The following is a 22761-nucleotide window of genomic DNA, read 5'->3' as shown; positions in this document are numbered from 1 at the left end:
GGCCGAGCACATCATCCGCGCGTGATCACCGCACAGGCCAGGCGCGCCCCCGAATTGCCGGTGGGCTGCGTGGTGTAGTCGTCCGGGTCCTTGTGCACGATCAGGCCACGACCCACCACGCTGTTGGGGCCCTGGTCCAATGCGAGGCCGCGCGACACGAAGTCTATGGTGGCCGTGCCCTGCGCATCGGACCGCAGGCTGGGCAGGTCGCCCGTGTGGTGGGCCGCGGAATCGAATCGGCCATGGGCCTGGCCTGTGGGGTTGAAGTGGCCGCCAGCGCTCAGGCCGTCGGGGCTGGAGCAATCGCCTTTCTCATGGACATGAAAGCCATGCTCGCTGTTCGGCGCCAGCCCCTGGACCGAGCCCTGCACCCGCACGCTGCCGTCGGCCTGGGAGGTGAACTGCAGGCTGCCGCTGACCTTGCTGCCTTGCGTGGGCTGCAGCTGTGCCATGGCCACATTGCGGGAGGCGGGCGCTGTCGTGACGGCTGCCGGGGTCGCGGCGGAGGCTGCGGCAGGAGGCTTGGGCTGGCTGCCACAGGCGCCCAGGGCCAGCACCATGCCGGCAGCCATCAACAGCTTCACGGCGGTGGACGGGGTGGAGGGCTGCGAAGTGGCGGCGTGGCTGGATTGGGAAGCGTTCAAAGGCATGGCGGCAATCTCCTGGTTGGAATGGGAACTGAAAAGTCACGGAGGCGCATGGCGCGCAGCCGCCATCATGCAGCGTGCGATACGGCGGCCATGTCGGAGAGCGCAGCGTTCTGTGGCCGTGCGCGGCGATGGCGTCAAACGGAGCCTTGCCGCGCGCCTGCGTCGGGCTGGCCTGCGTAGCTGAGCAGGCGCTGGAGCGCGCGGTCACGGATGCCCAGGCGCTTGAGCTCATCGAAGGTTGCGCGCGCATAGTCATGCGTGCTGCCGTAGATGCCCTTGGCCTCGCTGAAAATGCGGCGATAGTCCTCGGGCGCCAGCTCGCCCGTGTGATTGGGGCTTTGCCGGGACAGCGTGAACGCCAGCGCCTGGACCGTGCCCTGGCCGGTGCGGCAGGGCAGCCAGCGGGGGTCATAGACGGCATTGGCCATCTCGCGCTGCCACAGCTTTCTCATCACGTCATGGCCGTGGTGCCGGGGAATGCGGAACACCATGCCCTGGCAGCTGCCGCCGGACAGCATGCCAAAGACCAAGCCAGGGTTCTGGGGCGTGCCGCGGTTGATGGTGCTCCACATCTTCAGCGCCCGGTGCCAGCCAAAGACACGCGCCGTGCGGCGTTCGCAGAAATCGAAATCCGGCCGCCAGATCAGCGAGCCGTAGCCAAAGATCCAGAGGTCATCGCTCCCGCCCCATCGGTGCAGCGCCTCGTCCAGCATGGGCTGTGACTCTCGGCGGGCGAATGAAAATTCTGGCAGGGCGGACATGGGCGCGACAGCATGAAAGAACAATGACGTTTTAACGCCTGGACGCGCAAACGGTGCACAAGCGCGTGCTTTGCCCTTGCAGGGCTGGTCTTCTGTCTCCGCCGCACCACAGTTTTTGCCGGCCGTCAGCGCGGGGTTTGGGCGTGGCACGGGGCCCTCGACGGTGGCCCTCTACAATCCACCGGTTTTTCGCAGTCTTTCTGGTTTTCATCCAACAGCTCATTCACGGAGAGTGCTTCATGTCCTTCAGTCATTCCGACGACGACAGCCAACAACGTTTTGCCCTGGGTTTCCTGTTCGCGCTGATTGCGCTCGTCGTCTCCACGGTCGTTGGCGTCGTCGTCTACCAGCGCGGCATTGCGCATGGCCCGGCGAAGATGGCAGGCGGCGCTTCCCCTGTGGCAGCAATGGTGCCCGTGGTCTTGGAGGAAGATGTGGCCCGCGTCGTTGTCGAAAACGGCGTGGTCAAGTTCTACTTCGCATCGGCCAAGGCCGAACTGGCCGTGGGCGCCAATGAAGCGCTGGCCGACGTGGTTGCCGGTGTGAAGGGCGGCAAGCGCGCCGTGATCTCGGGCTACCACGACGCCACGGGCAGCTCCGAACTCAACGCCGAACTGGCCAAGAAGCGCGCCCTGGCAGTCCAGGCCGCCCTGTCCGCTCTGGGCGTGGCTGAGGAAAAGGTCGAACTCAAGAAGCCCGAGCAGCTGCAGGCTGACGGCAGCAACGCCGAAGCCCGCCGCGTGGAAGTGATCCTGGTGGACTGAGCCTCAGTCTTGCCGCTGTAAACGGCCAAAAAGAAAAGGCCCGGAGCGTCAATCGCTCCGGGCCTTTTCTTTTGATGGCTGCGTGGATCAGGAATTGCGCAGCGGGTCGAACTTCGCGTCGCCGTCAGGCTGGGTCCCGGCATGGGCTCGGGAATTCTCTTGTATGAGTTCGATCTTGTAGCCGTCCGGATCCGTCACAAAGGCAATCACCGTGGTGCCGCCCTTGACGGGGCCTGCCGCGCGCGTCACGTTGCCGCCGGACGCCTTGATCTTCTCGCAGGCGGCATACGCGTCCGGCACGCCAATGGCGATGTGGCCATAGGCCGAGCCCATGTCATAGGCCTCGGTGCCCCAGTTGTAGGTCAGCTCGATCTCGGCTTGGGCCGGGTTGCCGCCCTCGAAGCCCAGGAAGGCCAGGGAGTATTTGTACTCCGGGTTCTCGGAGGTCCGCAGCAGCTGCATGCCAAGAACCTGTGTGTAGAAATCGATGGAGCGCTGGAAGTTGCCAACGCGCAGCATGGTGTGGAGGATTCGCATCCCTCGATTGTGCCGGGATTCCGCCATCTCTTCAGCCGCCCGCCAAGCGCCTCGGTGATCTCCTCCCGCACAGGTCTGGCGCCTTCCCGCAGATCGGGCACTTCAGGTCCCGGCGGCATCTGGCCCGAATCCATTCAACCATTGATTCAACTGTCTGTTGAATTCTAGGAGTGGGCCCTAGGACTGGTACCCGATTTTTCGGCAATAAATCTTGCAAATCAGACAAATCTTAGATTTTTGGATTGAAAAATCAGACAAATCCAATTAAATCCTAGTAGCCGGCTGCCTAGAATAGGAATGTTCTTCGTGCGAATTATTTTAATTTTTTGAGTCATGAAAAATTTCGTCTTGCGGATACTAATTGCCGATGACCATCCGGCAGTTCTGGCAGGCATAGAAAGTGTTTTGGAGGATAAGCATGAAATAGAGATTGTAGGTCGAGCGAAAAACTCCACGGAAATCATAAGTTTTCTGAAGAAAAACGAATGTGATGTTCTGGTAACTGATTACTCCATGCCCGGTGGAACCTACGGTGATGGTCTGGTGATGCTGAATGTCATTCGGAAAAGATTTCCAAGTGTCAAGATCGTCATGCTGACAATGATCGAGAATATCGGAATCATCAAATCTCTTACCAACCAAGGAATCTACAGAATTGTCCATAAAACGGATTCCTTGGGAAGTCTGCTGCCCGCCATCTACGCTGCATACACGGATGGCCAATTCATATCTCCCAGTGCAAGCAAGCTGCTGGGAGGAGAGTGGCTGGGCGCGGTGCGTACATCGATAGAACTCTCAAAGCGGGAGGAAGAGGTTCTGCTTCTTTTCATCTCTGGCATGACGGTGTCCGAGATAGCAAAAAAGCTCTATCGCAGTATCAAGACGGTCAGCACGCACAAGGTGGCTGTCATGAACAAGCTGGGTATACGCAAGGACATTGATCTCATTCGCTATGGAATTGAGATGGGCTGGATTGACGTAAGAAAATAGGTGCAGAAATGCATCGTCATTGCCGCAGACGATCCGACCAAGCTCCATGCCATCCGCAGCTTTCTTGCAAAGATTTCTTTTATTACATGAGGAGATCCACAGCCTGATCGATGGTTGTATCTTGATGCCCAGATGGAAATATATAAAAAAGAGGCTGGAGAAAAGGAAGAGCTCCACCTTCTGACCAAATACAACAAGACACTGCTTTTTGGCGGTGGCCTGGTTTTCTCTCTTCTTGTCATTGTTTTGGCAATGCTTGCGGCCCTGTTCGAGCTCAATGACTTCATGGAGGAAAGAAGAGCCGTATTCCAGAGCAAGAGAACCCGGGTTCTGGTAGAAATAGAAACAAAGCAAGTCATTATGATGCGAGGAATCATTGCATCAGAGTTGCTTTGGGGGCAGACGCACACATCTCATCCCGGTGTCTTTACCGGGGCAGATGCTGTGATGGCAGGGGTGAGTCCTGTAGTATTGCTTGAGAATAAGATCAACAAGAATGTACACAAGCACTACAGAGATATGTTGGGAGAGCTGGCATATTTGGCAAATTCCAGCTTTCTTCAAAATGGAAGAGCAATATCTGCCTATGTCTTCAGTCCGGACAGATCGTTCATAGGCGTCCTTGTGCCGCAGGTGCCAAACGAGCATGAGCGAAAAGACATGCTCTTGAAACTCAGGGAACAGATTTCGACTTTGCCTGAGGATAACGGCACCGTCATTCCGTCCGTCCAGCTGCGTCATCCCATATGGCTGCCTCCGAGTAAAAGCATTCTGACCGGGGAGATGTCATTTCAGATTGTTGTCTCGGCTTTCCAAGATGGAAAGCCATTTCTCACGGTGGTGAGCGACATGCCGACTCAATATATTGAGAGCCTTATGCAGCAGGGTGAAGGCAGGAACTCCTTGTTTATTATTGATTCTCAAGGCAACATTGCGTTGGGTGGGGGGGAGATCGGCGATGCAATAGGGGATTTTTTTGATATCGAGGCGTCGAAATTTCACGGAGGACTGATAAGTAGATATATTTTGAGCAAGTATGGTGCCGTCTATAGGAATGGATATTTTTATTACTATTCGAGGATATCAAATACGAACATGATACTTCTCCAGGTGTTTTCCTGGAAAGATGCTGTGTATTTGAATGGGAAGTCCCTTATATATTTGCTGTTTTCATTGATATTCATCATTTTTTTCTGGTGTTTTTTGATATATTTTTATGATAGGGTTTTTATTCCAATATATGGGAAAGCCAAGAATGTGTTCGATACGGAACATCTGAGCCGCACCATCATTGCCATGGCGCCTTATGGACTTGGTCTTCTTGATTTCAAGGAAAAGAAGATGCTGTTGGAAAACAGCATGATGTACAAGTACAAAGAAAGCATGGTGTTGGATGATAAGTCTGCTGGTGAGCGGTTGATTGAATATTTTCTCAGATTCTACGGTGAGAAATATCTGAGTGGAAAAAAGACTGAATATTTGCCAGTAGTCAGCGAAGTCGTGGTTTCTTACAACGGAACAGTTGCAGAGCTTTCAGTGATCATGGTGAAGGCCAAATATCAGGGGCGGCATGTCCTGCTGTGTGGATTTGCCGATATCACTGCGCACAAGCAGGTGCAAAGAAATCTGGAAGATGCCAAAAAGGCGGCAGAAGAGGCAAACCAGGAAAAATCTTCTTTTCTTGCTGCCATGAGCCACGAGATACGCACGCCACTGAATGCAATATTGGGCAATCTGGAAATACTGGGAAGAAGCTCCATGTCAGAAGAGCAGCAAACCAGGCTCACCACCATATCATCTTCATCCCATTCTCTTTTGACCCTGTTGAATGATGTTCTCGACTTCTCGAAGATCGAGTCTGGTCAGATGAGTGTGGAATTGGCCAGCTTTGATCTCAAGTCTGTGATCCGGCAGGTGGCTGCCATTTACAAACCGCTGGCTGCGGAACTAGGTATAGGATTTTCCTTGATCATTGACCATTCGCTGAGGGAAGGATATATAGGAGATGGCGAGAGAATAAAGCAAATCCTCAACAATCTTCTCAGCAACTCCTTGAAATTCACCAAGGCTGGCAAGATTGACTTATTTGCATCAGACAGGGCCGGTGAGCTCAAGATCAAAGTGTCAGACACCGGGATAGGCATCCATCCCTCACAGCATCCCTTCATCTTTGATGCATTCAAGCAGGCAGGCTCGGATATAGCGGCGGAATTTGGTGGTACAGGGCTGGGCCTGACGCTGTGTCAGCGTATGGCACATCTCATGGGCGGGGAAATCCGGTTCTTCAGCGTGCCGGGAAAGGGCAGCATTTTCGAATTGACCTTGCCCGCATGCCACGTCCAGCCTGTTCCTGCTTCCTTGGGTTGGGACGATGGCGATGTCATGCTTGCAGACGATGAAAGCGCAGGTTATTGCGCAAGGATTCTCATCGTCGATGATCACCCGGTCAACAGGCTGCTGCTTCTGGATCAGCTGAAAATCCTCGGCTTCGAGGCGGAATCTGCAGAAGGCGGGGAATCCGCATTGCGAATGATGTCGCGGAATATCTATGACCTGGTTCTTACGGACCTGCAAATGCCTGGAATGAGCGGTTATGCACTTGCTCAGCGCATCAAGCAGAATTATCCGGGAATTCCTGTGGGAGCAATAACGGCACATGCAGGCAAGCAGGAAAAATTCAAATGTGCAAAATTTGGCATCGCAGATATTCTTGTCAAGCCGGCCTCCTTGAAAAACCTCAAGGAATTCATTGGAAAAAATATAGGAAAGTCTGGCAAGGGTGTCGCTGAAGCTGCGGAAGTTCCGGGCAGCAGATTGCCTTATCGTGATGTATTGATTTCAGCAACAGAAAGCTCATTGGCTGCGTTGAGAAAGCATTTGCTGCAAGGTGATCTGATGGCTGTGCACCGTGAAATTCATGCCATGAAAGGGTCATTTGCGGTGGCTGGCCTGAAGGATAGAGTGGAAGATATGGACCGATTGTCATCTCTTGTCAATATGCGGCACCTCCGTGCAGTGGACGATGCCCTGACTGACCTGCTGGAGAACCTGAAAGATATCTGATGAGCCATGGTGCAATGATGCTGCACTGAAACGATTGTGTTTATTCCGTTGATGGTGCCAAATCATGTTTTCCAATATGAATCATAGAAAAGATTTGAATATATCCGTACTGCTGGCTGATGATCATCCTGGAATCATCTCAGGCATCCGGCATGAACTGTCTTCCGAGCTGGAAATTCTGTTGAAAGCCAGCGTTTCAAATTCAACCGATCTGGTGAAAAAGTTGGATGAGGGTGGCTTTGACGTGCTTGTGTCGGATTACTCCATGCCTACGGGTCAATACGGAGATGGCTTGAATCTTTTTGGCTATATATCCAGAAGATTTCCGAACCTGGGTTTGGTGGTTCTGACCATGCTGGACAATTCGGCCATTCTCCAGGCGCTGGGCAAGGTGTCGAACATCAGCATCGTGAGCAAGGCGGACCCGGTGCTGCATCTGGTTCCAGCCATCCATGCGGCCTATACAGGAGGGACCTACTTCTCTCCCGCCATTTCCGAGCGACTGGAAAAAATGAATGCGGGTGTCATGGGAGGTGAAGGAAAATCGCCGGGGGTGCTCAGTCCCAAGGAATCGGAGGTGGTAAGGCTTTATGCGGCCGGTTTGCGTATCGACGAGATCGCTGCCAAGCTGAACAGAAGCAAGAAAACCATCAGTACCCAGAAAGTCAAGGCCATGCACAAGCTTGGAATTGAACGAGACATTGATCTGATGAAGTATGCCCTTGAGTGCGGATGGGTGACCTCATCGAGATCTCAATGACGGCCGGTTCTTTATCTGCCGTTCAAGGTCCGGATTTCTTCCAGGAGCTGGTCAAGCTGCAGTTCCAGCGCCAGCAGCGAATGCGCATGGTGCATCAGTCCATCATGGTTGATGCCGTTTTCCAGGTCGGCACAGCGTATTGACAGCTCAGTCAGGTCAAAAAATCGCAGTGAACCGGAAAGATTGTGCAGCTCTCTTTGCACATCCTTGCGATTCTTGCTGGATTTGATGATCGCCAGCGACGAACGTGCAGACTCCAGAAATGCCGTTCTGATGGGGGCCGGGATTTGTTGAAAATGGGCGACGTCATCGGTCGACGAAATGCGGCCGCTGTTGGCAGGCCGGGGCTGAACGGCCAGTTGCAGTGCATCAAAGAGGCCCTGCAGCGAACGCCAGGAGACTTCGATGATGCGGGCGTTGATCACCTTGGGTTGCAAGGGGTGATCGGCCTCGCATTCGATGATGCTTGCAGCTCCTGCCACCAGGCGGTTTTCATCCTTGGGATTCCAGGACGTTTTCGATCCGCAAAGCACAACAACCTGGAACTTCTGGAGGCGATCCTGGCGAATGGCCGTGGGATGGTGGCAGGCGGTGGTCGCCAGGCCCCAACTTTTGAGGTGCGGGAGCAGATGAGCGTGCAGTTCATCGGATGACGAGATGAACAAAACCTGCTCGCCTGAAAATGACAAAGCGGAGGAGGGGGGCTCTTCTGTGGTGGTTATCGATTCGGCGGCAGTCGAGAACTTTTCAGAACGGTATGGTGTGGGTGCACTGTCCAAGGTGGATGTCTGTTTTTTCATGGGTGGCCGAGCATCTGGAGCCGGCATCTGCAGCCAGTCACTCGCTGGAGGCTTCAGATCCGGCTGGAAGATTGGACCACGGCATCCATCCATGGTGCACGTTTAAGGACATGTCCATAGAGCATTCTTGTTTCACCTGCGTGGCGTCTGGCCTTGGAAGCCCAAGCCCGGGAATTCAGGTGTGGCAGCAAGTGCCGCCAGAATGAAAAAAGCCTGCAGAGAACTGCAGGCTGTTTTCATGGAGGCGTTTATCCAGGCTTCAGATGGCGAACTGGGCGCGATCCTTGTCCTTGATCCAGGCAGGGGGCTTGCCACGGCCGGTCCAGGTGTCACCGGTTTCGGGATTGCGGAACTTGGGGGCCACGGTGGAGGGGGCGCGGCGTGCCGTGAAGATGTCGTCGGCAGTCAGGCCGTAATCCTGAACCAGACCGCGAATCTTGGCGATCACATCACTGACTTCTTGCTTGCGTGCTGTCTGGATCTGGGCCTCGAGTGCCTCGCGCTGTGCCAGAAGTTCTTTGTATGTGGTGTTCACGGTAGTTTGCCTTTCATGGATTGAAGCGCGAATATTAACGGTTTTTTAAGAACAAGTTTGCATGCTTTCGATCATTTTCTCCTATGACTGCCATTGGCCGTCCTGACCGTGTTCAAAATGACCGGTCAACGCCAGGTAAAGGCCATGTAAAGAGCCGGTAGTTATGGGGTGCTGTATGTTCCGGAGCCCTTCAAAATCCTGTATGCCCTCGCTTTCAGGTTTGAAGCGCGGTGGTTCACAGGAGTGAGTGACCGGCTGCGAAGGAGTTTGGGCTTATTGAAGGGGATGTGAAAGGCGATGCCGTGATCAAACTGCACCGCACATTGGAAATTCTTGAAACCCAGTCTGTACGCTGTTTGCCAACGGTTTTTTGCGTGGGGTTGGGGGAGGGTGGCGAGCGGACTGCAAGCGAAAGATGAGGGTGCTGGTGGTCCCGTGACATCCTTCGCAAAAGACACGTGCTTTTGCCTACAAAACTGTTTATTCATACAGTATGATGCGGCCATGAGCATCGATCAGATCGCCTTCGCACTCCCCGCAGTCCTTGCCGTCTGGCTGTCGCAGTCCCGTTCCGTTGCCCTGCGGCGGTGGGCCTGCCTTCTCGGCCTGGGATGCATGCCTTACTGGATATATGTGGCCCTGTTGGCCGGGCAGTGGGGCATGTTGGCCTTGGCAGGCGCCTTTGCGCTGGGCTGGCTCAAGGGGCTTTGGGTGCACTGGCTGGCACCTCGTCGGCGTGAGGCCGTGGGCTCGGGCCTGGGCACCATCCAGATCACGCCGGGCACCCGTTGACGGCTGGGCCGCTGGGCCGCGCCTTGTGTTCATCGATGCTGCAGGCGGGCGCGTGTTTTACGGGCGCTGTGCATGGCGTGCTCGGGAATTTCAAGCGTTCTCACTGGAATTTGATGCAGATAAAAGCCGAGTGTTTTGCTTGGTTGGTGTGATGGCCGTGCCGATGCGCCGGCTGCCAGGGTGGCCAGCTGTCTTTATGCCCAGCCGTGCATGGCTGCAAGACTGGGCCGGGGCTGTGATGCAAGGATTTCTGCCCTTTGTGCACTGTGGTGGTGCACATCTTTCGGGGCTTGGTGCAGGTTTCCGGATCGGCTGGTAGCGCTGTGTTTTTGCGGATATTTCCGATCTGTATGGTGAGTTATGTGAGCAAAAAGCCACGGAGTTTGCGGGTATGTGCAGGTCCTTGGATGGACGCCGGCTGGCAGTGATGGGCAAGTCCGAGGCATAGAATCGTTTGCATACAACAGGCAGTCATCTATCAGAGTTGCCTCTAAAAACCACGTGAAAACAGCCCACCCCGTTGGCGGTGGGCTTTCTTTTTCGGGCTTGGCCGCGGCGAGCCCGTCGCCTGATTTTTCAGTGCGCACCTATGGTTTGCACCTGTTGTCAACCACAAGGTTTGCACACGATGAAATTCACTCTCAACCAACAAGAGGTCGAGATCCAGGGCGTGAGCCCTGAGACGCCGCTGCTTTATGTGCTGCGCAACGACATGCAGCTCAACGGTCCCAAGTTCGGCTGCGGCCTGGGCGAATGCGGCGCATGCGCCGTGCTGATCGACGGCAAGGTGGCCCGCTCCTGCTCCGTTCCCGTGAGCGTGGTCCAGGGCATGAAGGTCACGACGCTGGAAGGCCTGTCCCAGGACGCGACCCAGGCCGAGCACGCCCGCGTGGCGCGTGACTGGGAAGCAGCCCATCCGGCCGCCGTGCCGGGGATGCCTGCCGGCAAGCCCGCAGCCGATGCACAGGGCAAGGCCGTCTACCGACTGCACCCTGTGCAGCAGGCTTTCATTGACGAGCAGGCCGCCCAGTGCGGCTACTGCACCAACGGCATGGTCATGGCCCTGGTGGCCTTGTTCGACCACAAGCCCACGGCCACCGACGAGGAAGTCACCCAGGCCCTGTCCGGCCACCTGTGCCGCTGCGGCACGCATGTGGAAATCATGCGTGCGGCTGCTCGCGCCCGCGTGCTGATCGCCCAGGGAGGTGCAGCATGAGTGCATCCAACCCCCTTCAACTGACGCGCCGCAACCTGCTCAAGCTGGGCGGCATGGTCATGGTCAGCTCGGTGGCGGCCGCTGGCCTGGTGGCCGAAAGCACGGGTACGGCGCCCGCCGTGGCCGGCGCCTTCCCCATTCCCCCCATTGACCGGGTGAGCAGCTTCATCGCCATTGGCGCGGACGGCAGCGTCACGGCCTACCACGGCCACGTGGACCTGGGCACGGGCATTCGTACCTCGCTGGCGCAGCTGGTGGCCGATGAGCTCGATGTGGAGTTCGAGCGCATCACCATGGTGCTGGGCCACACGGGCCGCACGCCCAACCAGGGCCCGACCATTGCCAGCAACACCATCCAGGTGGACGCCATCCCCATGCGCAAGGCCGCCGCGCAGGTGCGCCAGCTGCTGCTGGGCCTGGCTGCCGAGAAGCTGCAGCAGCCCGTGTCCGCACTGACCACGTCCAAGGGCGTGGTGGTGGCCAAGGGCGGGCGACGCATCGGCTACGGCGAACTGGCCCAGGGCCAGGACCTGAACATTGCGCTGGACAAGGAGGTGCCGCTGCGCACCGGCGGCTTCAACTACATCGGCAAGTCCGTGCAGCGCGTGGACATTCCGGCCAAGGTGCTGGGCGCGCTGGCCTATGTGCACGATGTGCGCGTGCCCGGCATGCTGCACGGCCGCGTGGTGCGCCCGCCCTATGGCGGTGCCGATGCGTCGGCTCCGCTGGGCAGCAGCCTGATCTCTGTGAACGAGCAGTCGGTCGCTCATCTGCCGGGCATCGTCAAGGTGGTGGTGCAGGGCGATTTCGTGGGCATCGTGGCCGAGCGCGAAGAGCAGGCCATTGCCGCCATGCGCCAGCTGGAGGTGAAGTGGAAGGACTGGGCCGGCGTGCCCGACCTGTCGCTGAACGCCATGCACGACACCCTGGTCAAGCACGAGAAGACCGACCGCATGCTGCGCGAGGACGCGGGCATTGACGAGGCCTTCTCGGGCGCCAAGAAGGTGATCGAGGCCGACTACGTCTGGCCCTACCACCTGCATGCCTCCATCGGCCCGTCCTGCGCCGTGGCCGAGGTGTCCGCCAGCCAGATCCAGGTCTGGACCGGATCGCAGAACCCGCACGACGTGCGCAAGGACATCGCCACGCTGACCGGCATGGCAGCCGACCAGATCAATGTGACGCGCCTGGAAGCCTCAGGCTGCTATGGCCGCAATTGCGCGGACGACGTGGCATCCGACGCCGTGCTGCTGTCGCAGGCCGTGGGCCGCCCGGTGCGCGTGCAACTGATGCGCGAGCAGGAAGCCGCCTGGGAGCCCAAGGGCACGGGCCAGCTGATCCGCGTGCGCGGCGGCCTGGACGAGAACCATGCCGTGCTGGGCTACGAACTCAAGACCTGCTACCCGTCCAACGACGCGGCGGCCCTGGCCCTGATCCTGACGGGCAAGGTGCCCAACAAGCCCAAGGTGCTGCAGATGGGCGACCGTACGGCCATCCCGCAGTACGAGTACCCCAAGATGCGCGTGGTCTCGCAGGATGCGGCGCCCATCGTGCGCGCTTCGTGGATGCGCGGCGTCTCGGCCCTGCCCAACGTCTTTGCCCATGAATGCTGGATCGACGAATGCGCCTACCTGGCCGGTGAAGACCCGCTGGCCTACCGCCTGCGCTACCTGAAGGACCCGCGCGCCGTGGCGCTGACGCACGCTGCGCACAAGCAGGCCGGCTGGCAGGACGGCCCGGCCCACCGCAGCCCCGCGCCGGCCGACCAGCGCCTGGTCAAGGGCCGCGGCTTTGCCTATGCCCGCTACTACCACAGCAAGTTCCCTGGCTACGGCGCGGCCTGGGCCACCTGGATCTGCGACGTGACCGTGGACCGCGAGACCGGCGTGATCAAAGTGGACAAGGTCTTCGTGGCCCATGACTGCGGCGAGATGGTCAACCCGGCCGGCGTGCGCCACCAGGTGCACGGCAACATCATCCAGTCCACCAGCCGCGTGCTCAAGGAGTACGTGACCTTCGACAGCAAGGGCGTGACCTCGCTGGACTGGGGCGGCTACCCCATCCTGCGCTTTGACGAGCTGCCCGAGATCGACGTGCAACTGGTCGAGCGCCCGGGCGAAGACCCCATGGGCGCGGGCGAATCGGCCTCCGTGCCCAGCGCCGCCGCTGTCTCCAACGCCGTGTTCGACGCCACCGGCGTGCGCCTGCGCGAAGTGCCGTTCACCCCGGCACGCGTGCTGGCCGCACTCAAGGCACAGGCTGCCGATGCAGCCCCGGCCGACAAGGCACAGAACTGAGAGCGGAGGACTGGAACATGCACACACTCAAGAAAATCACCCTCGGCGTGGTCGGCCTGGCCGCCGTGGCCGGCGCCGCCTTCTGGCTGGCCACGGGCCGCAGCGAAATCGCGCCCCTGCAGCAGATCCCGGTGCAGGAATTCAGCCAGCAGCAGATCGACCAGGGGCGCCGCCTGGCGCACATGGGCGACTGCGCTGTCTGCCACACGGCACCGGGCGGCCAGCGCAACGCAGGCGGCCTGGCCATGCCCAGCCCCTTCGGCACCATCTACTCGACCAACATCACGCCTGATGCCGAAACCGGCATCGGCCGCTGGTCGTACGAGGCCTTCGAGCGCGCCATGCGCCATGGCGTGGACCGCGAGGGCAACTACCTGTACCCCGCCTTCCCGTACACGGCATTCACCCGCGTGACCGATGAGGACATGAAGGCGCTGTACGCCTTCCTGATGACCGAGCCGGCTGTCTCCAACGAGGCACCCAAGACCGCGCTGAACTTCCCGTTCAACGTGCGCCGCGGGCTGGCCCTGTGGAATGCGCTGTACCTGGAGCCGGGCGAGCAGCCCGCGCCCGCCAACCAGTCGGGCGAGTGGATTCGCGGCGCCTACCTGGTCGAAGGCTTGGGCCACTGCGCCGCCTGCCACTCGCCGCGCAACCAGTTCGGCGCCGAGAAAAAGGGTGCCGACCACCTGGCCGGCGCCTTCATCGACGGCTGGGATGCGCCCGCGCTCAACGACAAGGCCGTGGCTCCGCTGCCCTGGACGCGAGAAGACCTGGTCCGCTACATGCAGACCGGTTTCTCGGAGCGCCACGGCGTGGCCGCCGGCCCCATGGCGCCCGTGATCGAAGGCCTGTCCCACCAGTCGGCCGAGGACATCAACGCCATGGCCACCTACCTGATGTCGTACCGCAAGCCCGTGGCAGACGCCGCTGGCGCAGGGGACGCCCAGGCCCTGGTGAAGGAAAAGACCGAGGTTGCCAAACTGCCGGTCGACGCCCAGGGCTACCGCCTGTACCAGGGCGCCTGCATGGCCTGCCACCGCGCCGACCCCAGCGGCGTGCTGGCCGGCAGCAGCTTCGGCGTGCGTCCCCAGCTGTCGCTGAACACCAACCTGTACAGCGACTCGCCGACCAACGCCATCCATGTGGTGCTCAACGGCATCACGCAACCGGCGCGCCCGCAACTGGGCACCATGCCCGCCTTCCGCCACAACCTCAGCGACGATCAGATCGCCACGCTGCTCAACACCATGCGCAGCCAGTACGGCCTGCAGCCCTGGGCCGGCCTGAGCGACAAGGTCAAGGCCCTGCGCGAGGAAACACGCCCCGGCAAGGTGGCGGCGCACTGAGCCTGCGCTGCGTCATCTGCGCAGCCTGTGCGCTGCGCTAGGATGGCAAGGGACCGCTGTGCCCACAGCGGTCCCTTTTTTTATGGTGACCCGCAAGATGACAAGCCACATACCCGATTTCCCCCTGCTGACCGGCGCCGACCGCCAATGGCTGGATGCACGTGCCCAGGCGCTGGATGCCGGCAACGGCGAGGCCACGGCCGCCGTCGTGCCCTATCTGGCCGAAGCCGGGCTGCTGGGCCACGGCTTGGCTGACGTCTTGGGCGGGCAGGGCGGCCGCGCCGGCGATGCCATCGAGGCGATTGCCCAGGTGGCCGCGCACTCCATGTCCGCCGCCTTTGCCTTCTGGGGCCAGCGTGTGCTGATCGAGATGCTGGCGAACACCGGCAATGCGGCCCTGCGCGAGCGCTGGCTGCCCGCGCTGCTGGCGGGCGAGGTGGCCGGTGCCTCGGGGCTGTCCAACATCATGAAATTCCTCAGCGGGCTGGAGGCACTCAACATCCGCGCCACGGCCCGGGAAGGCGGCGGCTGGCTGCTCAACGGCAGCGTGCCCTGGTGCACCAACCTGCGAGGCCCCCGCTTTCTGGCCGCCATTGCCGTGGCGCGTGACGACGGCGCGCCGCCCATGATCGTGGCCCTGCCGTCCGATCGTCCCGGCCTGGAGCGCTCGCCGGATCTGGAGTTGATTGCCCTGCGCGGCACCAACACCGCCGCCTTGCAACTCAAGGACGTGGCCATCACCGAAGACGATCTGCTGGCCGAGCGCGCCGGCGGATTCCTGCCGCGTGTGCGGCCTGCCTTCCTGGGCATGCAATGCGGCCTGTCCATCGGCCTGGCGCGCGCGGCCTGTGCGCAGGCCGCCTCGCGCATGGTGCAGGGCGGGCATGTGCTGCAGCAGCCGCTGGACGATACCCGCAGCCATCTGGAGCAGGCGGTGGCGGCACTCAAGGCCGGTGTAGAGGCCGGCGATTTCGTGGAGGCGCCCGAGCGGCTTTTCGCGCTGCGCCTGGCCCTGCACGACTGCGTGCAGCAGGCCATGCAGCTGGAGCTGCAGACGGCCGGCGGCCGCGCCTACAGCCTGGATGCGGACGATGGCTTTGCCCGCCGCTGGCGTGAATCGGCCTTCATCCCCATCGTCACGCCCAGCGTGATCCAGTTGCGCGCCGAGCTGCAAAAACTGCAAAAGCTCGGCGCCTGACGGCTCAGCCCGCCTTGGCTGCGGGCTCCAGCGCCGGCTCCAGCGCCGTATCCAGCAGCAGCAAGGCGGTCTCCATCGCCGCCAGCAGCCGCTGGCGCGGCACGCCATCGCGGGCCTGCACGGAGATGCCGTGCAGTTGCGTGGCATAGAAATCCCCCAGCGCCTGCACGTCGGTGCCGGCGCGCAGCTCGCCTTCATCCAGCGCGCGCTGAAGGCGGTCGATCAGGGACTGCGTGCGCTGGCGGCGGTGTTCGGCCAGCCAGGCGGCGACTGCCTCGTTTTCCTCGGCGCAGTTGGTGGCGGCGGTGACCACCATGCAGCCCAGCGGATGGGCATCGTCCGTGTAGGTGGCCACGGCATCGCGCAGCACGCGGGCCAGGGCGCCGCGCACGCGCGGCTCCTGGGCCATGGCGCGGTCGGCAAAGCCGCCATCACCGGCCTCGTAGCGCTGCACGGCCTCGCGGAACAGGTCCTGCTTGCTGCCGAAGGCCGCATAGATGCGCGCTGACGCAATGCCCAGCGCCTGCACCAGGTCGGCCATGGACGTGCCCTCGTAGCCGCGCCGCCAGAACGCCAGCATGGCGCGCTCCAGCGCCTGGTCTCGGTCAAATTCCCTGGGTCTTCCGGCCATCTTCCTCATCCTTCTCAACAGTCAGGGCGGCATCTTAGCGGCGCCGTGATGCTGTCTTGCATCGGCTTCGCAAAAGCAGACGTGTTGGCGTGATACTATTCTTTGTCGATCAACAAACAATAGCTCAACGCAAGGAAATCACATGCAGACCATCAAGGGCCCAAGCCTTCATCTGGCGCAATTCGCCGACAACAAGGCACCGTTCAATTCCCTGGAAGACATCGCACGCTGGGCGGCCGGCGTGGGCTTCAAGGGCCTGCAGATTCCCGCCTGGGACCAGCGCCTGTTCGACGTGGCCACGGCCGCCAGCAGCCAGACCTATTGCGACGATGTCAACGGCATGCTGGCCTCGCACGGCCTGGTGGCCAGCGAGCTGACCACGCACATCTTTGGCCAGCTCGTGGCCGTGCACCCGGCCTACGACGCCATGTGCGACAGCTTTGCGCCCGAGGCGCTGCGCGGCAACCCGGCCGCACGCACGGCCTGGGCGCTGGAGCAGCTCAAGCTGTCGGCCAGTGCATCGCGCCGCATGGGGTTGAGCGACATGGGCACGTTCTCGGGCTCGTTCGCCTGGCCCTATCTGTTCCCGTTTCCGCAGCGCCCGGCCGGCCTGATCGAAACCGCCTTCGAGGAGCTGGCGCGCCGCTGGCGCCCCATCCTCGACGCGTGCGACGAGCAGGGCGTGAACCTGTGCTACGAAATCCACCCCAGCGAAGACCTGCACGACGGCACCAGCTTCGAGCGCTTCCATGAGCTGGTGGGCCAGCACGCGCGCTGCAAGATCCTGTTCGATCCCAGCCATTTCGTGCTGCAGCAGCTCAACTACCTCGACTACATCGACATCTACCGCGAGCACATCCGCATGTTCCATGTGAAGGATGCGGAGTTCCTGCCCAGCGGGCGCCAGGGCATCTACGGCGGCTATTCCTCGTGGCTGGAGCGGGCAGGGCGCTTCCGTTCGCTGGGCGACGGGCAGGTGGACTTCAAGGCCATCTTCTCCAAGTTCGCCCAGTACGACTACCAGGGCTGGGCCTCGCTGGAATGGGAGTGCTGCCTCAAGGACCAGGAAGACGGGGCGCGCGAGGGCGTGGACTTCATCAACCGCCACATCATCCGCGTGACCGACAAGATCTTTGACGACTTCGCCGGCGCCCCCGTGGACCAGCGCCAGATCAACGCCATGCTCGGCATCGCCTGAGCACGCCCGCAGCCAAAGAACCTCAAAAAGAAGCAAACAATGAACGCTTTCACATCGAACGCCCTGCGCAAGCAGGAAGACCAGGCCTGCGAGTTCTCGCACGACTACGTGCGCATCGACGGCCGCCGCATCCACTGCATCACGGCCGGGCAGGGCGCGCCCGTGCTGCTGATCCCGGGTTGGCCCCAGACCTGGTATGCCTGGCGCCATGTCATGCAGGCACTGGCGGCGCAGGGCTTCCAGGCCATTGCCGTCGATCCGCCGGGCACGGGCTTTTCGGACCGGCCCGACACCGGCTACGACACGGGCTCCATCGCGCTGACCCTGCACCGCACCATGCTGGCGCTGGGCCATGAGCGTTATCAGGTCGCCGGCCACGATGTGGGCATGTGGGTGGCCTATGCGCTGGCCAGCGACCAGCCGCAGGCCGTGCAGTCCCTGGCGCTGACCGAGGCCGTGATCCCTGGCCTGGCGCCCGAGCCCAGCATCTTTGCGCCGCCAGAACAGAACATCTTCCTGTGGCACTTCATGTTCAACCAGCTGGCCGACCTGCCCGAGACTCTGATCGCGGGGCGCGAGCGTGCCTACCTGGAATTCATGTTCAACCGCTGGTCGCTGCGGCGCGACCGCGTGGCTGTGGATGTCTATGTGGATGCCTATGCGGCGCCCGGTGGCCTGCGCGGCGGCTTTGCCTACTACCGCGCCATTCCCGAAACCATCCGCCAGAACCGCGAGCGTGCACTGCGCCCGCTGGCCATGCCCGTGCTGGCCATTGGCGCCGAGCACGCCACGGCCGATGCGCCGCTGGCCACGCTGCGCGGCCATGCCGATGACCTGTCGGGCGTGATCGTGCCGGGCTGCGGCCACTTCATCATGGAGGAGGCTGCCGAGCCCTTCATCGCCGAGCTGCTGCCCTTCCTGCAAAGGACGCTGTGACCATGGGCCTGGACGCTGACATTGCGCGCTATCTCGCCGAGCTGGCGCAGGCAACCCAGGCCGTGGCCTCGCCCACGCCGCCCACGCTGGCAGCGCTGCGCGAGGCCACCGACGCCGGGCTGCGCGCCCTGCATGGCCCGGCCGAGGCCGTGGCCCGTACCGAAGACTTCACGCTGCCCGCGCGCGACGGTGCGCCGCTGCGGGTGCGCATCTACCGGCCGCTGGCCTCGGACACACCCACGCCCCAGCCCGCCCTGGTCTTCGCCCACGGCGGCGGCTGGTGCCTGGGTTCGCTGGAGGTCTACGACAACCCCTGCCGCGCGCTGGCCATGGCAACGGGCGCCGTCGTGGTCTCGGTGGACTACCGGTTGGCGCCCGAGCACCGCTTTCCCGTGCCGCTGCATGACTTCTGCGATGCCATTGCCTGGACCTTTGAGCAGGCCGATGCGCTGGGGCTGGACCGCAGGCGCATCGGCGTGGCCGGAGACAGCGCGGGCGGCAACCTCGCGGCCGCTGCCTGCCTGCTGGCACGGCAACAAGAGGGCTGGGGGGCGGCGGGCGCACCGGCCATCGCCCACCAGCTGCTGCTGTACCCGGCACTGGACGCGGCCATGGATTCGCCGTCGTTCCAGCAGTTCGGCCAGGGCCACTACCTCACGCGTGCGGCCATGGAGTACTGCTATGGCGCGTACCTGGGCGATGAGGCATCGGGGCGGCAAGAACTTGTCTCCCCGCTGCGCGCGGAACACCTGGCAGGCCTGCCTCAAGCCACGGTGATCAGCTGCGAATACGACCCGCTGCGCGACGAGGCCGAAGCCTATGCGCAGCGGCTGGCGCAGGCCGGTGTGGCGGTGCAGGCCGTGCGCCTGCCCGGCATGGTGCACGCCTGCATGCACATGCTGGGGCTGGCGCCGGCATCACGCCGCCTGTTTGACGAAGCGGGTGCCGCCGTGCGCCAGGCTTTCGGCACGGCCATCGGCTGAGGGTTGCTGGCTGCAGGTCAGGCCTGCGCCAGGAACACGGCCACCAGCGCATTCGCATGGCCGTGCCCCATCTGGTGCTGGGCCTTGAGCCAGCCCACCAGTTCCATGTGCTTGCGGGTGTCCTGCTGTTGCAGCAGGTCCATCCAGTGCGCAATCGGCTGGCCGTAGGTCTTCTCGATGGAAGGGAAATACGAGGCCGGTCCCTTGACCTTGCTTGTCTCCGTCATGGCGCTTGTCCTTTTTCTGTGATGCGGGTGGCAGATTGTGCCGCTGGCGCTGTCCGGGCCGGCAGGCAGGGTCAGGTCAGGAACAGCACGTCCTTGTGCTGCGGCGCAGGTGGCAGCACCTCGCCGGTCAGCTCGCGCAGCGTGGCCTCGATCCTCTGCGACATGGCGTCCAGCGCCAGATCGTTGGGTGCCGTGCCGAAGGGCTCCTCCAGCTCGGCGCCCAAGGCCTCCAGCGCGAAGAAGGTGTAGGCGATGAAGGCCACGATCACCGGCGTCATGAAGCCGATGGAATCCACCAGGCCGAATGGCAGCAGCAGGCAGTACAGGTAGATAGTGCGATGGATGATCACCGCATAGGTGAAGGGAATCGGCGTGCCCGCAATGCGCTCGCAGCCGCCCAGTGCCTCGCCCAGCTTGCACAGCGGCGCCTCCATGGCGGGCACCAGCACCGGCTGCAGGCTGCCGTCTTGGCGGCGCGCCTGCAGCCATTCGCCGGCCATGAGCAGCAGCACGGCAGGCTTGAAGCGCGCCGTGGCCAGGCGCTCGCAGTCGGCGGCGGGCAGCAGGCGGCGCATGTCGGCCGCGGCATCGGTGCCGCGCAACTGGTGGCGCAGCGCATGCACGAAGGCCGCCAGCACCATGGCCAGGGCCGGGGCGTGCTGCGGTGCGTCGGTCAAGGTCCGGGCCTGGCGCACCAGGGAGCGCGTCTCGTTGAGCAGGGTGCCCCACAGCGTGCGCGCCTCCCAATAGCGCGCATAGCTGGTGCTGTTGCGAAAGCCCAGGAAGATGGCCAGCGTCAGCCCGATCAGCGAAAACGGCACGAAGTTCAGCGGCACCTTCCAGGCGAACAGCTGGCCATGCAGTGCCGTGATCAGCACGGCGAACAGGGTGGCAGCCATCAACTGCGGCAGGATGTCGGGCAGCACCGAGCCGCGCAGCACGAAGAGCATGCGCAGCCAGTGGGGGCGGGGCCGGATGATCATGAATGCTTGTTCCGTGATGGAAAAGAGGGCGCAGCAGCCCCGCAACTCTAACCGCCCCGCGCAGTCAGTGCGCCACCTGCGTGCCACCTGTGCGCCACCCAGCACGCGCCGGCTGCGGCTTCAAAGATCGCTGCCGCGGCTGTCGTGGTTGCCGTCTGGCTGGAGAAGGGCCTGTGCCGTGACCGCTGCTGTCTGCTCCGCCTGCCATGCCGTGCGCATGGAAGAGGGCGCCACCGTTGCGCGCGGGGATGGCTGGCTGGTGATGGTGCCCAGGCTGATGAAGCCGGCCAGGTGCTCGCCCTCGCGCAAACCCAGCGCTGAATGCAGGGCCGGGTCAAAACAGCGCTCGCCACTGAGCACGATGGCACCAAAGCCCAAATGGTGGGCGGCATTGAGGAAGTTGCCCAGTGCCGCACCCGCGGCCAGCCATTGCTCACGTACCGGCACGCGCGAGCGCGGCCGGGGCGAGATGATGAAGGCGATCAGCGCCGGCGCGCGCGTTGCATGCTCGCGCGCACGGCGGATATCGTCGGCCGGGGCCAGCGGGTCGCGGCGCAGTTTTTCCTGCTCGAACAGGCTGGCCAAGGCCTCGCGCTGGTGGGCGGGAAACTCCAGAACCCGCCAGGGGTGCAAGGCACCGTGGTCCGGAGCGCATAGCGCCGCCTCGATCATCAGGTCCATGTCCCCGCTGTCCGGGCCCGGCAGGGCCAGCCGCCTGGGCGAGACGGAGCGCCGCGCCAGCAGGGGCGCCAGGCCTGCCCGCTTGCGCGTGTCGGCAAAGCAGTGCTTGAGTGCATCCACCGCCTGGGCGAACTGCCGGGCCCAGGCCAGCACCTGTTCGCCCTCCAGCGTGAACCCCTGGAAGGGCCGGCCCGCACGCACCAGCGCGTGGCCGAACTCCGCCTCGGCCGAGCGTATGGCCTGGGCCAGCGCGTTGTCGGAGATGCCGCAGGCCTGCGCTGCGCGCGCCCAGTCACGCTCGCGGTCCAGGGCCAGCAGATGGGGGATGTATTTTTGCGTCAAGTCGGTTCTCCAGCGCGGGCCTGCAGGTGCGCCCAATCAGGTTGCGGTAAATGGCCGGTGGATGATTTCATTATGTTTTCAAGAATACAGCGAAATGCGTGCGCAGAATGCTTGCCGAACCTCGCCAGGCGTCAGGCCTTGGTCAGTTCCTGAGGTGCCTGGCCCAGCGTCGCAATCAACTGCTCGTACATGGCATCCACGGCCGCCGAGCCCTGCGAGGCCTTGCTGCGCAGGGCCGACACTTGCATGGACACCAGCGGCGGCAGCTCGAAGCCGGCCGGCAGGTTCTGCAGCACCTGCAGGTGCGGGGGCACGCTGCAGCGCGTGAACACCGCCACGGCCAGGCCGCTTTCCACGGCGGCCAGCTGGCCGGCAAGGCTGGAGCTGTGATAGACCACGCGGTGCGCGCGCCGCTGGGCCGCCAAGCTGGACAGCGCGGCCGTGCGCGCCAGGCTGGCGGCCTCGTAGACGGCAATCGGCAGGGGATTCTTCCTCCACACCTCGTGCTGCGGCGCGCCCACCCAGACCAGGGGCTCGTGGAACAGCAGGCGCCCGCGCTGGGGCCTGTCACGTGAGACCAGGGCCAGGTCCAGCGTGCCGCGCACCACCTGCGGGATGAGTGCGGTGGACTGCTCGCAGGTCAGCTCGATCTCCACGCCCTGGTAGCGGCCTGCAAAGCTGCGCAGCACGGGCGTCAGATAGGTGGATGCGTAGTCGTCCGGCACGCCCAGCCGCACGCGCCCGGACAGGTCGGGGCCAAACAGGGCCGCCTGCGCCTGGGCCTGCAGCTCCAGCATGCGCCGCGCATAGCCCAGCAGCTCCGCGCCGGCGGGCGTCAGTTGCAGATGGCGCGGGCCGCGCAGCAGCACGGGCTGGCCCAGGGCGGTCTCCAGCTTCTTGATCTGCATGCTCACGGCGGCCTGTGATCGGTGCAGCAGCGGCGCGGCAGCCGACAGCGAGCCCGCATCCACCACGGCCACCAGGGCACGCAGCCAGTCGATCTGCAGGTCGGGGTGGTTCACGGCACGCTCCATTGATTCGAATATCGAATACTAAACCTGCAAACTA

22 protein-coding genes are annotated in these 22761 nt (G+C 62.3%); 12 read left to right on the top strand and 10 right to left on the bottom strand.

Annotated elements, in window-relative coordinates; translation table 11 throughout:
• Positions 1–11: 11 nt before the first annotated feature.
• Positions 12–650, bottom strand: a complete 639-nt coding sequence (locus BW39_RS05740) for a superoxide dismutase family protein (protein ID WP_043820451.1) — start codon at positions 648–650, stop codon at positions 12–14.
• Between the two features lie 134 nt (positions 651–784).
• Positions 785–1411 carry a gamma-glutamylcyclotransferase gene (locus BW39_RS05735; RefSeq protein ID WP_013802273.1) on the bottom strand — a complete coding sequence of 209 codons (627 nt, stop codon included), beginning with the start codon at positions 1409–1411 and terminating at the stop codon, positions 785–787.
• Between the two features lie 239 nt (positions 1412–1650).
• Here BW39_RS05735 and BW39_RS05730 point away from each other — a divergent pair, with 239 nt between their 5' ends.
• Complete coding sequence (locus tag BW39_RS05730) at positions 1651–2175, top strand: OmpA family protein (RefSeq protein WP_043820449.1); 525 nt, start codon at positions 1651–1653, stop codon at positions 2173–2175.
• A gap of 87 nt (positions 2176–2262) precedes the next feature.
• Here BW39_RS05730 and gloA read toward each other — a convergent pair whose 3' ends face one another.
• Entirely contained in the window at positions 2263–2712 is a 450-nt protein-coding gene (gloA, locus tag BW39_RS05725; RefSeq protein WP_043820448.1) for a lactoylglutathione lyase, read from the bottom strand.
• Between the two features lie 333 nt (positions 2713–3045).
• Between gloA and BW39_RS05720 the strand changes: the two genes are divergently transcribed.
• The 3 genes from BW39_RS05720 to BW39_RS05710 all read left to right on the top strand — a co-directional run bounded on the left by BW39_RS05720 (position 3046) and on the right by BW39_RS05710 (position 7525).
• Positions 3046–3702, top strand: a complete 657-nt coding sequence (locus BW39_RS05720) for a response regulator transcription factor (protein ID WP_013802276.1) — start codon at positions 3046–3048, stop codon at positions 3700–3702.
• 114 nt (positions 3703–3816) lie between these two features.
• Complete coding sequence (locus BW39_RS05715; RefSeq protein WP_235264154.1) at positions 3817–6765, top strand: ATP-binding protein; 2949 nt, start codon at positions 3817–3819, stop codon at positions 6763–6765.
• A gap of 64 nt (positions 6766–6829) precedes the next feature.
• Positions 6830–7525 (top strand): response regulator, encoded by a 696-nt coding sequence (locus tag BW39_RS05710; RefSeq protein ID WP_081816131.1) that lies wholly within the window; start codon positions 6830–6832, stop codon positions 7523–7525.
• A gap of 11 nt (positions 7526–7536) precedes the next feature.
• Here the strand turns inward: BW39_RS05710 and BW39_RS05705 are convergent, their stop codons facing one another.
• Positions 7537–8325 (bottom strand): Hpt domain-containing protein, encoded by a 789-nt coding sequence (locus tag BW39_RS05705; RefSeq protein ID WP_235264153.1) that lies wholly within the window; start codon positions 8323–8325, stop codon positions 7537–7539.
• Between the two features lie 259 nt (positions 8326–8584).
• Positions 8585–8860 carry an H-NS histone family protein gene (locus BW39_RS05700; RefSeq protein ID WP_013802280.1) on the bottom strand — a complete coding sequence of 92 codons (276 nt, stop codon included), beginning with the start codon at positions 8858–8860 and terminating at the stop codon, positions 8585–8587.
• Between the two features lie 504 nt (positions 8861–9364).
• Here BW39_RS05700 and BW39_RS05695 point away from each other — a divergent pair.
• The 5 genes from BW39_RS05695 (at position 9365) to BW39_RS05675 (ending at position 15712) form a co-directional block, all read left to right on the top strand.
• Positions 9365–9652, top strand: coding sequence for a hypothetical protein (locus BW39_RS05695; RefSeq protein ID WP_043782035.1), 288 nt, complete (start codon positions 9365–9367; stop codon positions 9650–9652).
• 628 nt (positions 9653–10280) lie between these two features.
• Entirely contained in the window at positions 10281–10868 is a 588-nt protein-coding gene (locus tag BW39_RS05690) for a (2Fe-2S)-binding protein (protein WP_013802282.1), read from the top strand.
• Positions 10865–13165, top strand: coding sequence for a xanthine dehydrogenase family protein molybdopterin-binding subunit (locus BW39_RS05685; protein WP_043820446.1), 2301 nt, complete (start codon positions 10865–10867; stop codon positions 13163–13165). The genes BW39_RS05690 and BW39_RS05685 overlap by 4 nt, the downstream gene beginning before the upstream one ends.
• A gap of 17 nt (positions 13166–13182) precedes the next feature.
• A complete protein-coding gene (locus BW39_RS05680) occupies positions 13183–14514 on the top strand; it encodes a c-type cytochrome (RefSeq protein WP_013802284.1) in 1332 nt (443 codons plus the stop codon).
• A gap of 82 nt (positions 14515–14596) precedes the next feature.
• Positions 14597–15712 carry an acyl-CoA dehydrogenase family protein gene (locus tag BW39_RS05675; protein ID WP_052155283.1) on the top strand — a complete coding sequence of 372 codons (1116 nt, stop codon included), beginning with the start codon at positions 14597–14599 and terminating at the stop codon, positions 15710–15712.
• 4 nt (positions 15713–15716) lie between these two features.
• On the opposite strand, the gene BW39_RS05670 is transcribed toward BW39_RS05675, so the two are convergent.
• A complete protein-coding gene (locus BW39_RS05670; RefSeq protein WP_043820443.1) occupies positions 15717–16343 on the bottom strand; it encodes a TetR/AcrR family transcriptional regulator in 627 nt (208 codons plus the stop codon).
• Between the two features lie 142 nt (positions 16344–16485).
• Between BW39_RS05670 and BW39_RS05665 the strand changes: the two genes are divergently transcribed.
• The 3 genes from BW39_RS05665 to BW39_RS05655 are packed head-to-tail and all read left to right on the top strand — an operon-like array spanning position 16486 to position 19460.
• On the top strand, positions 16486–17541 hold the full coding sequence (locus BW39_RS05665) for a sugar phosphate isomerase/epimerase family protein (protein ID WP_043820442.1): 1056 nt from the start codon (positions 16486–16488) through the stop codon (positions 17539–17541).
• 39 nt (positions 17542–17580) lie between these two features.
• A complete protein-coding gene (locus tag BW39_RS05660) occupies positions 17581–18477 on the top strand; it encodes an alpha/beta fold hydrolase (RefSeq protein ID WP_012205750.1) in 897 nt (298 codons plus the stop codon).
• A 2-nt stretch (positions 18478–18479) separates the two neighbouring features.
• Complete coding sequence (locus BW39_RS05655) at positions 18480–19460, top strand: alpha/beta hydrolase (RefSeq protein WP_043820439.1); 981 nt, start codon at positions 18480–18482, stop codon at positions 19458–19460.
• Between the two features lie 17 nt (positions 19461–19477).
• On the opposite strand, the gene BW39_RS05650 is transcribed toward BW39_RS05655, so the two are convergent.
• From BW39_RS05650 to BW39_RS05635, 4 genes are all read right to left on the bottom strand, one after another.
• Positions 19478–19687 (bottom strand): DUF4287 domain-containing protein, encoded by a 210-nt coding sequence (locus BW39_RS05650; RefSeq protein ID WP_013802290.1) that lies wholly within the window; start codon positions 19685–19687, stop codon positions 19478–19480.
• A gap of 71 nt (positions 19688–19758) precedes the next feature.
• Positions 19759–20670, bottom strand: a complete 912-nt coding sequence (locus tag BW39_RS05645; RefSeq protein ID WP_043820437.1) for a bestrophin family protein — start codon at positions 20668–20670, stop codon at positions 19759–19761.
• Between the two features lie 120 nt (positions 20671–20790).
• On the bottom strand, positions 20791–21693 hold the full coding sequence (locus BW39_RS30105; protein ID WP_043820434.1) for a nitroreductase: 903 nt from the start codon (positions 21691–21693) through the stop codon (positions 20791–20793).
• A 131-nt stretch (positions 21694–21824) separates the two neighbouring features.
• Positions 21825–22727: a LysR family transcriptional regulator gene (locus BW39_RS05635; protein ID WP_013802293.1), complete on the bottom strand. Its 903-nt coding sequence runs from the start codon at positions 22725–22727 to the stop codon at positions 21825–21827.
• Positions 22728–22761 lie beyond the last annotated feature (34 nt).

Source organism: Delftia sp. RIT313 (assembly GCF_000632165.1).
GTDB lineage: Bacteria > Pseudomonadota > Gammaproteobacteria > Burkholderiales > Burkholderiaceae_C > Comamonas > Comamonas acidovorans.
This window is presented reverse-complemented; position numbering and strand designations above follow the sequence as displayed.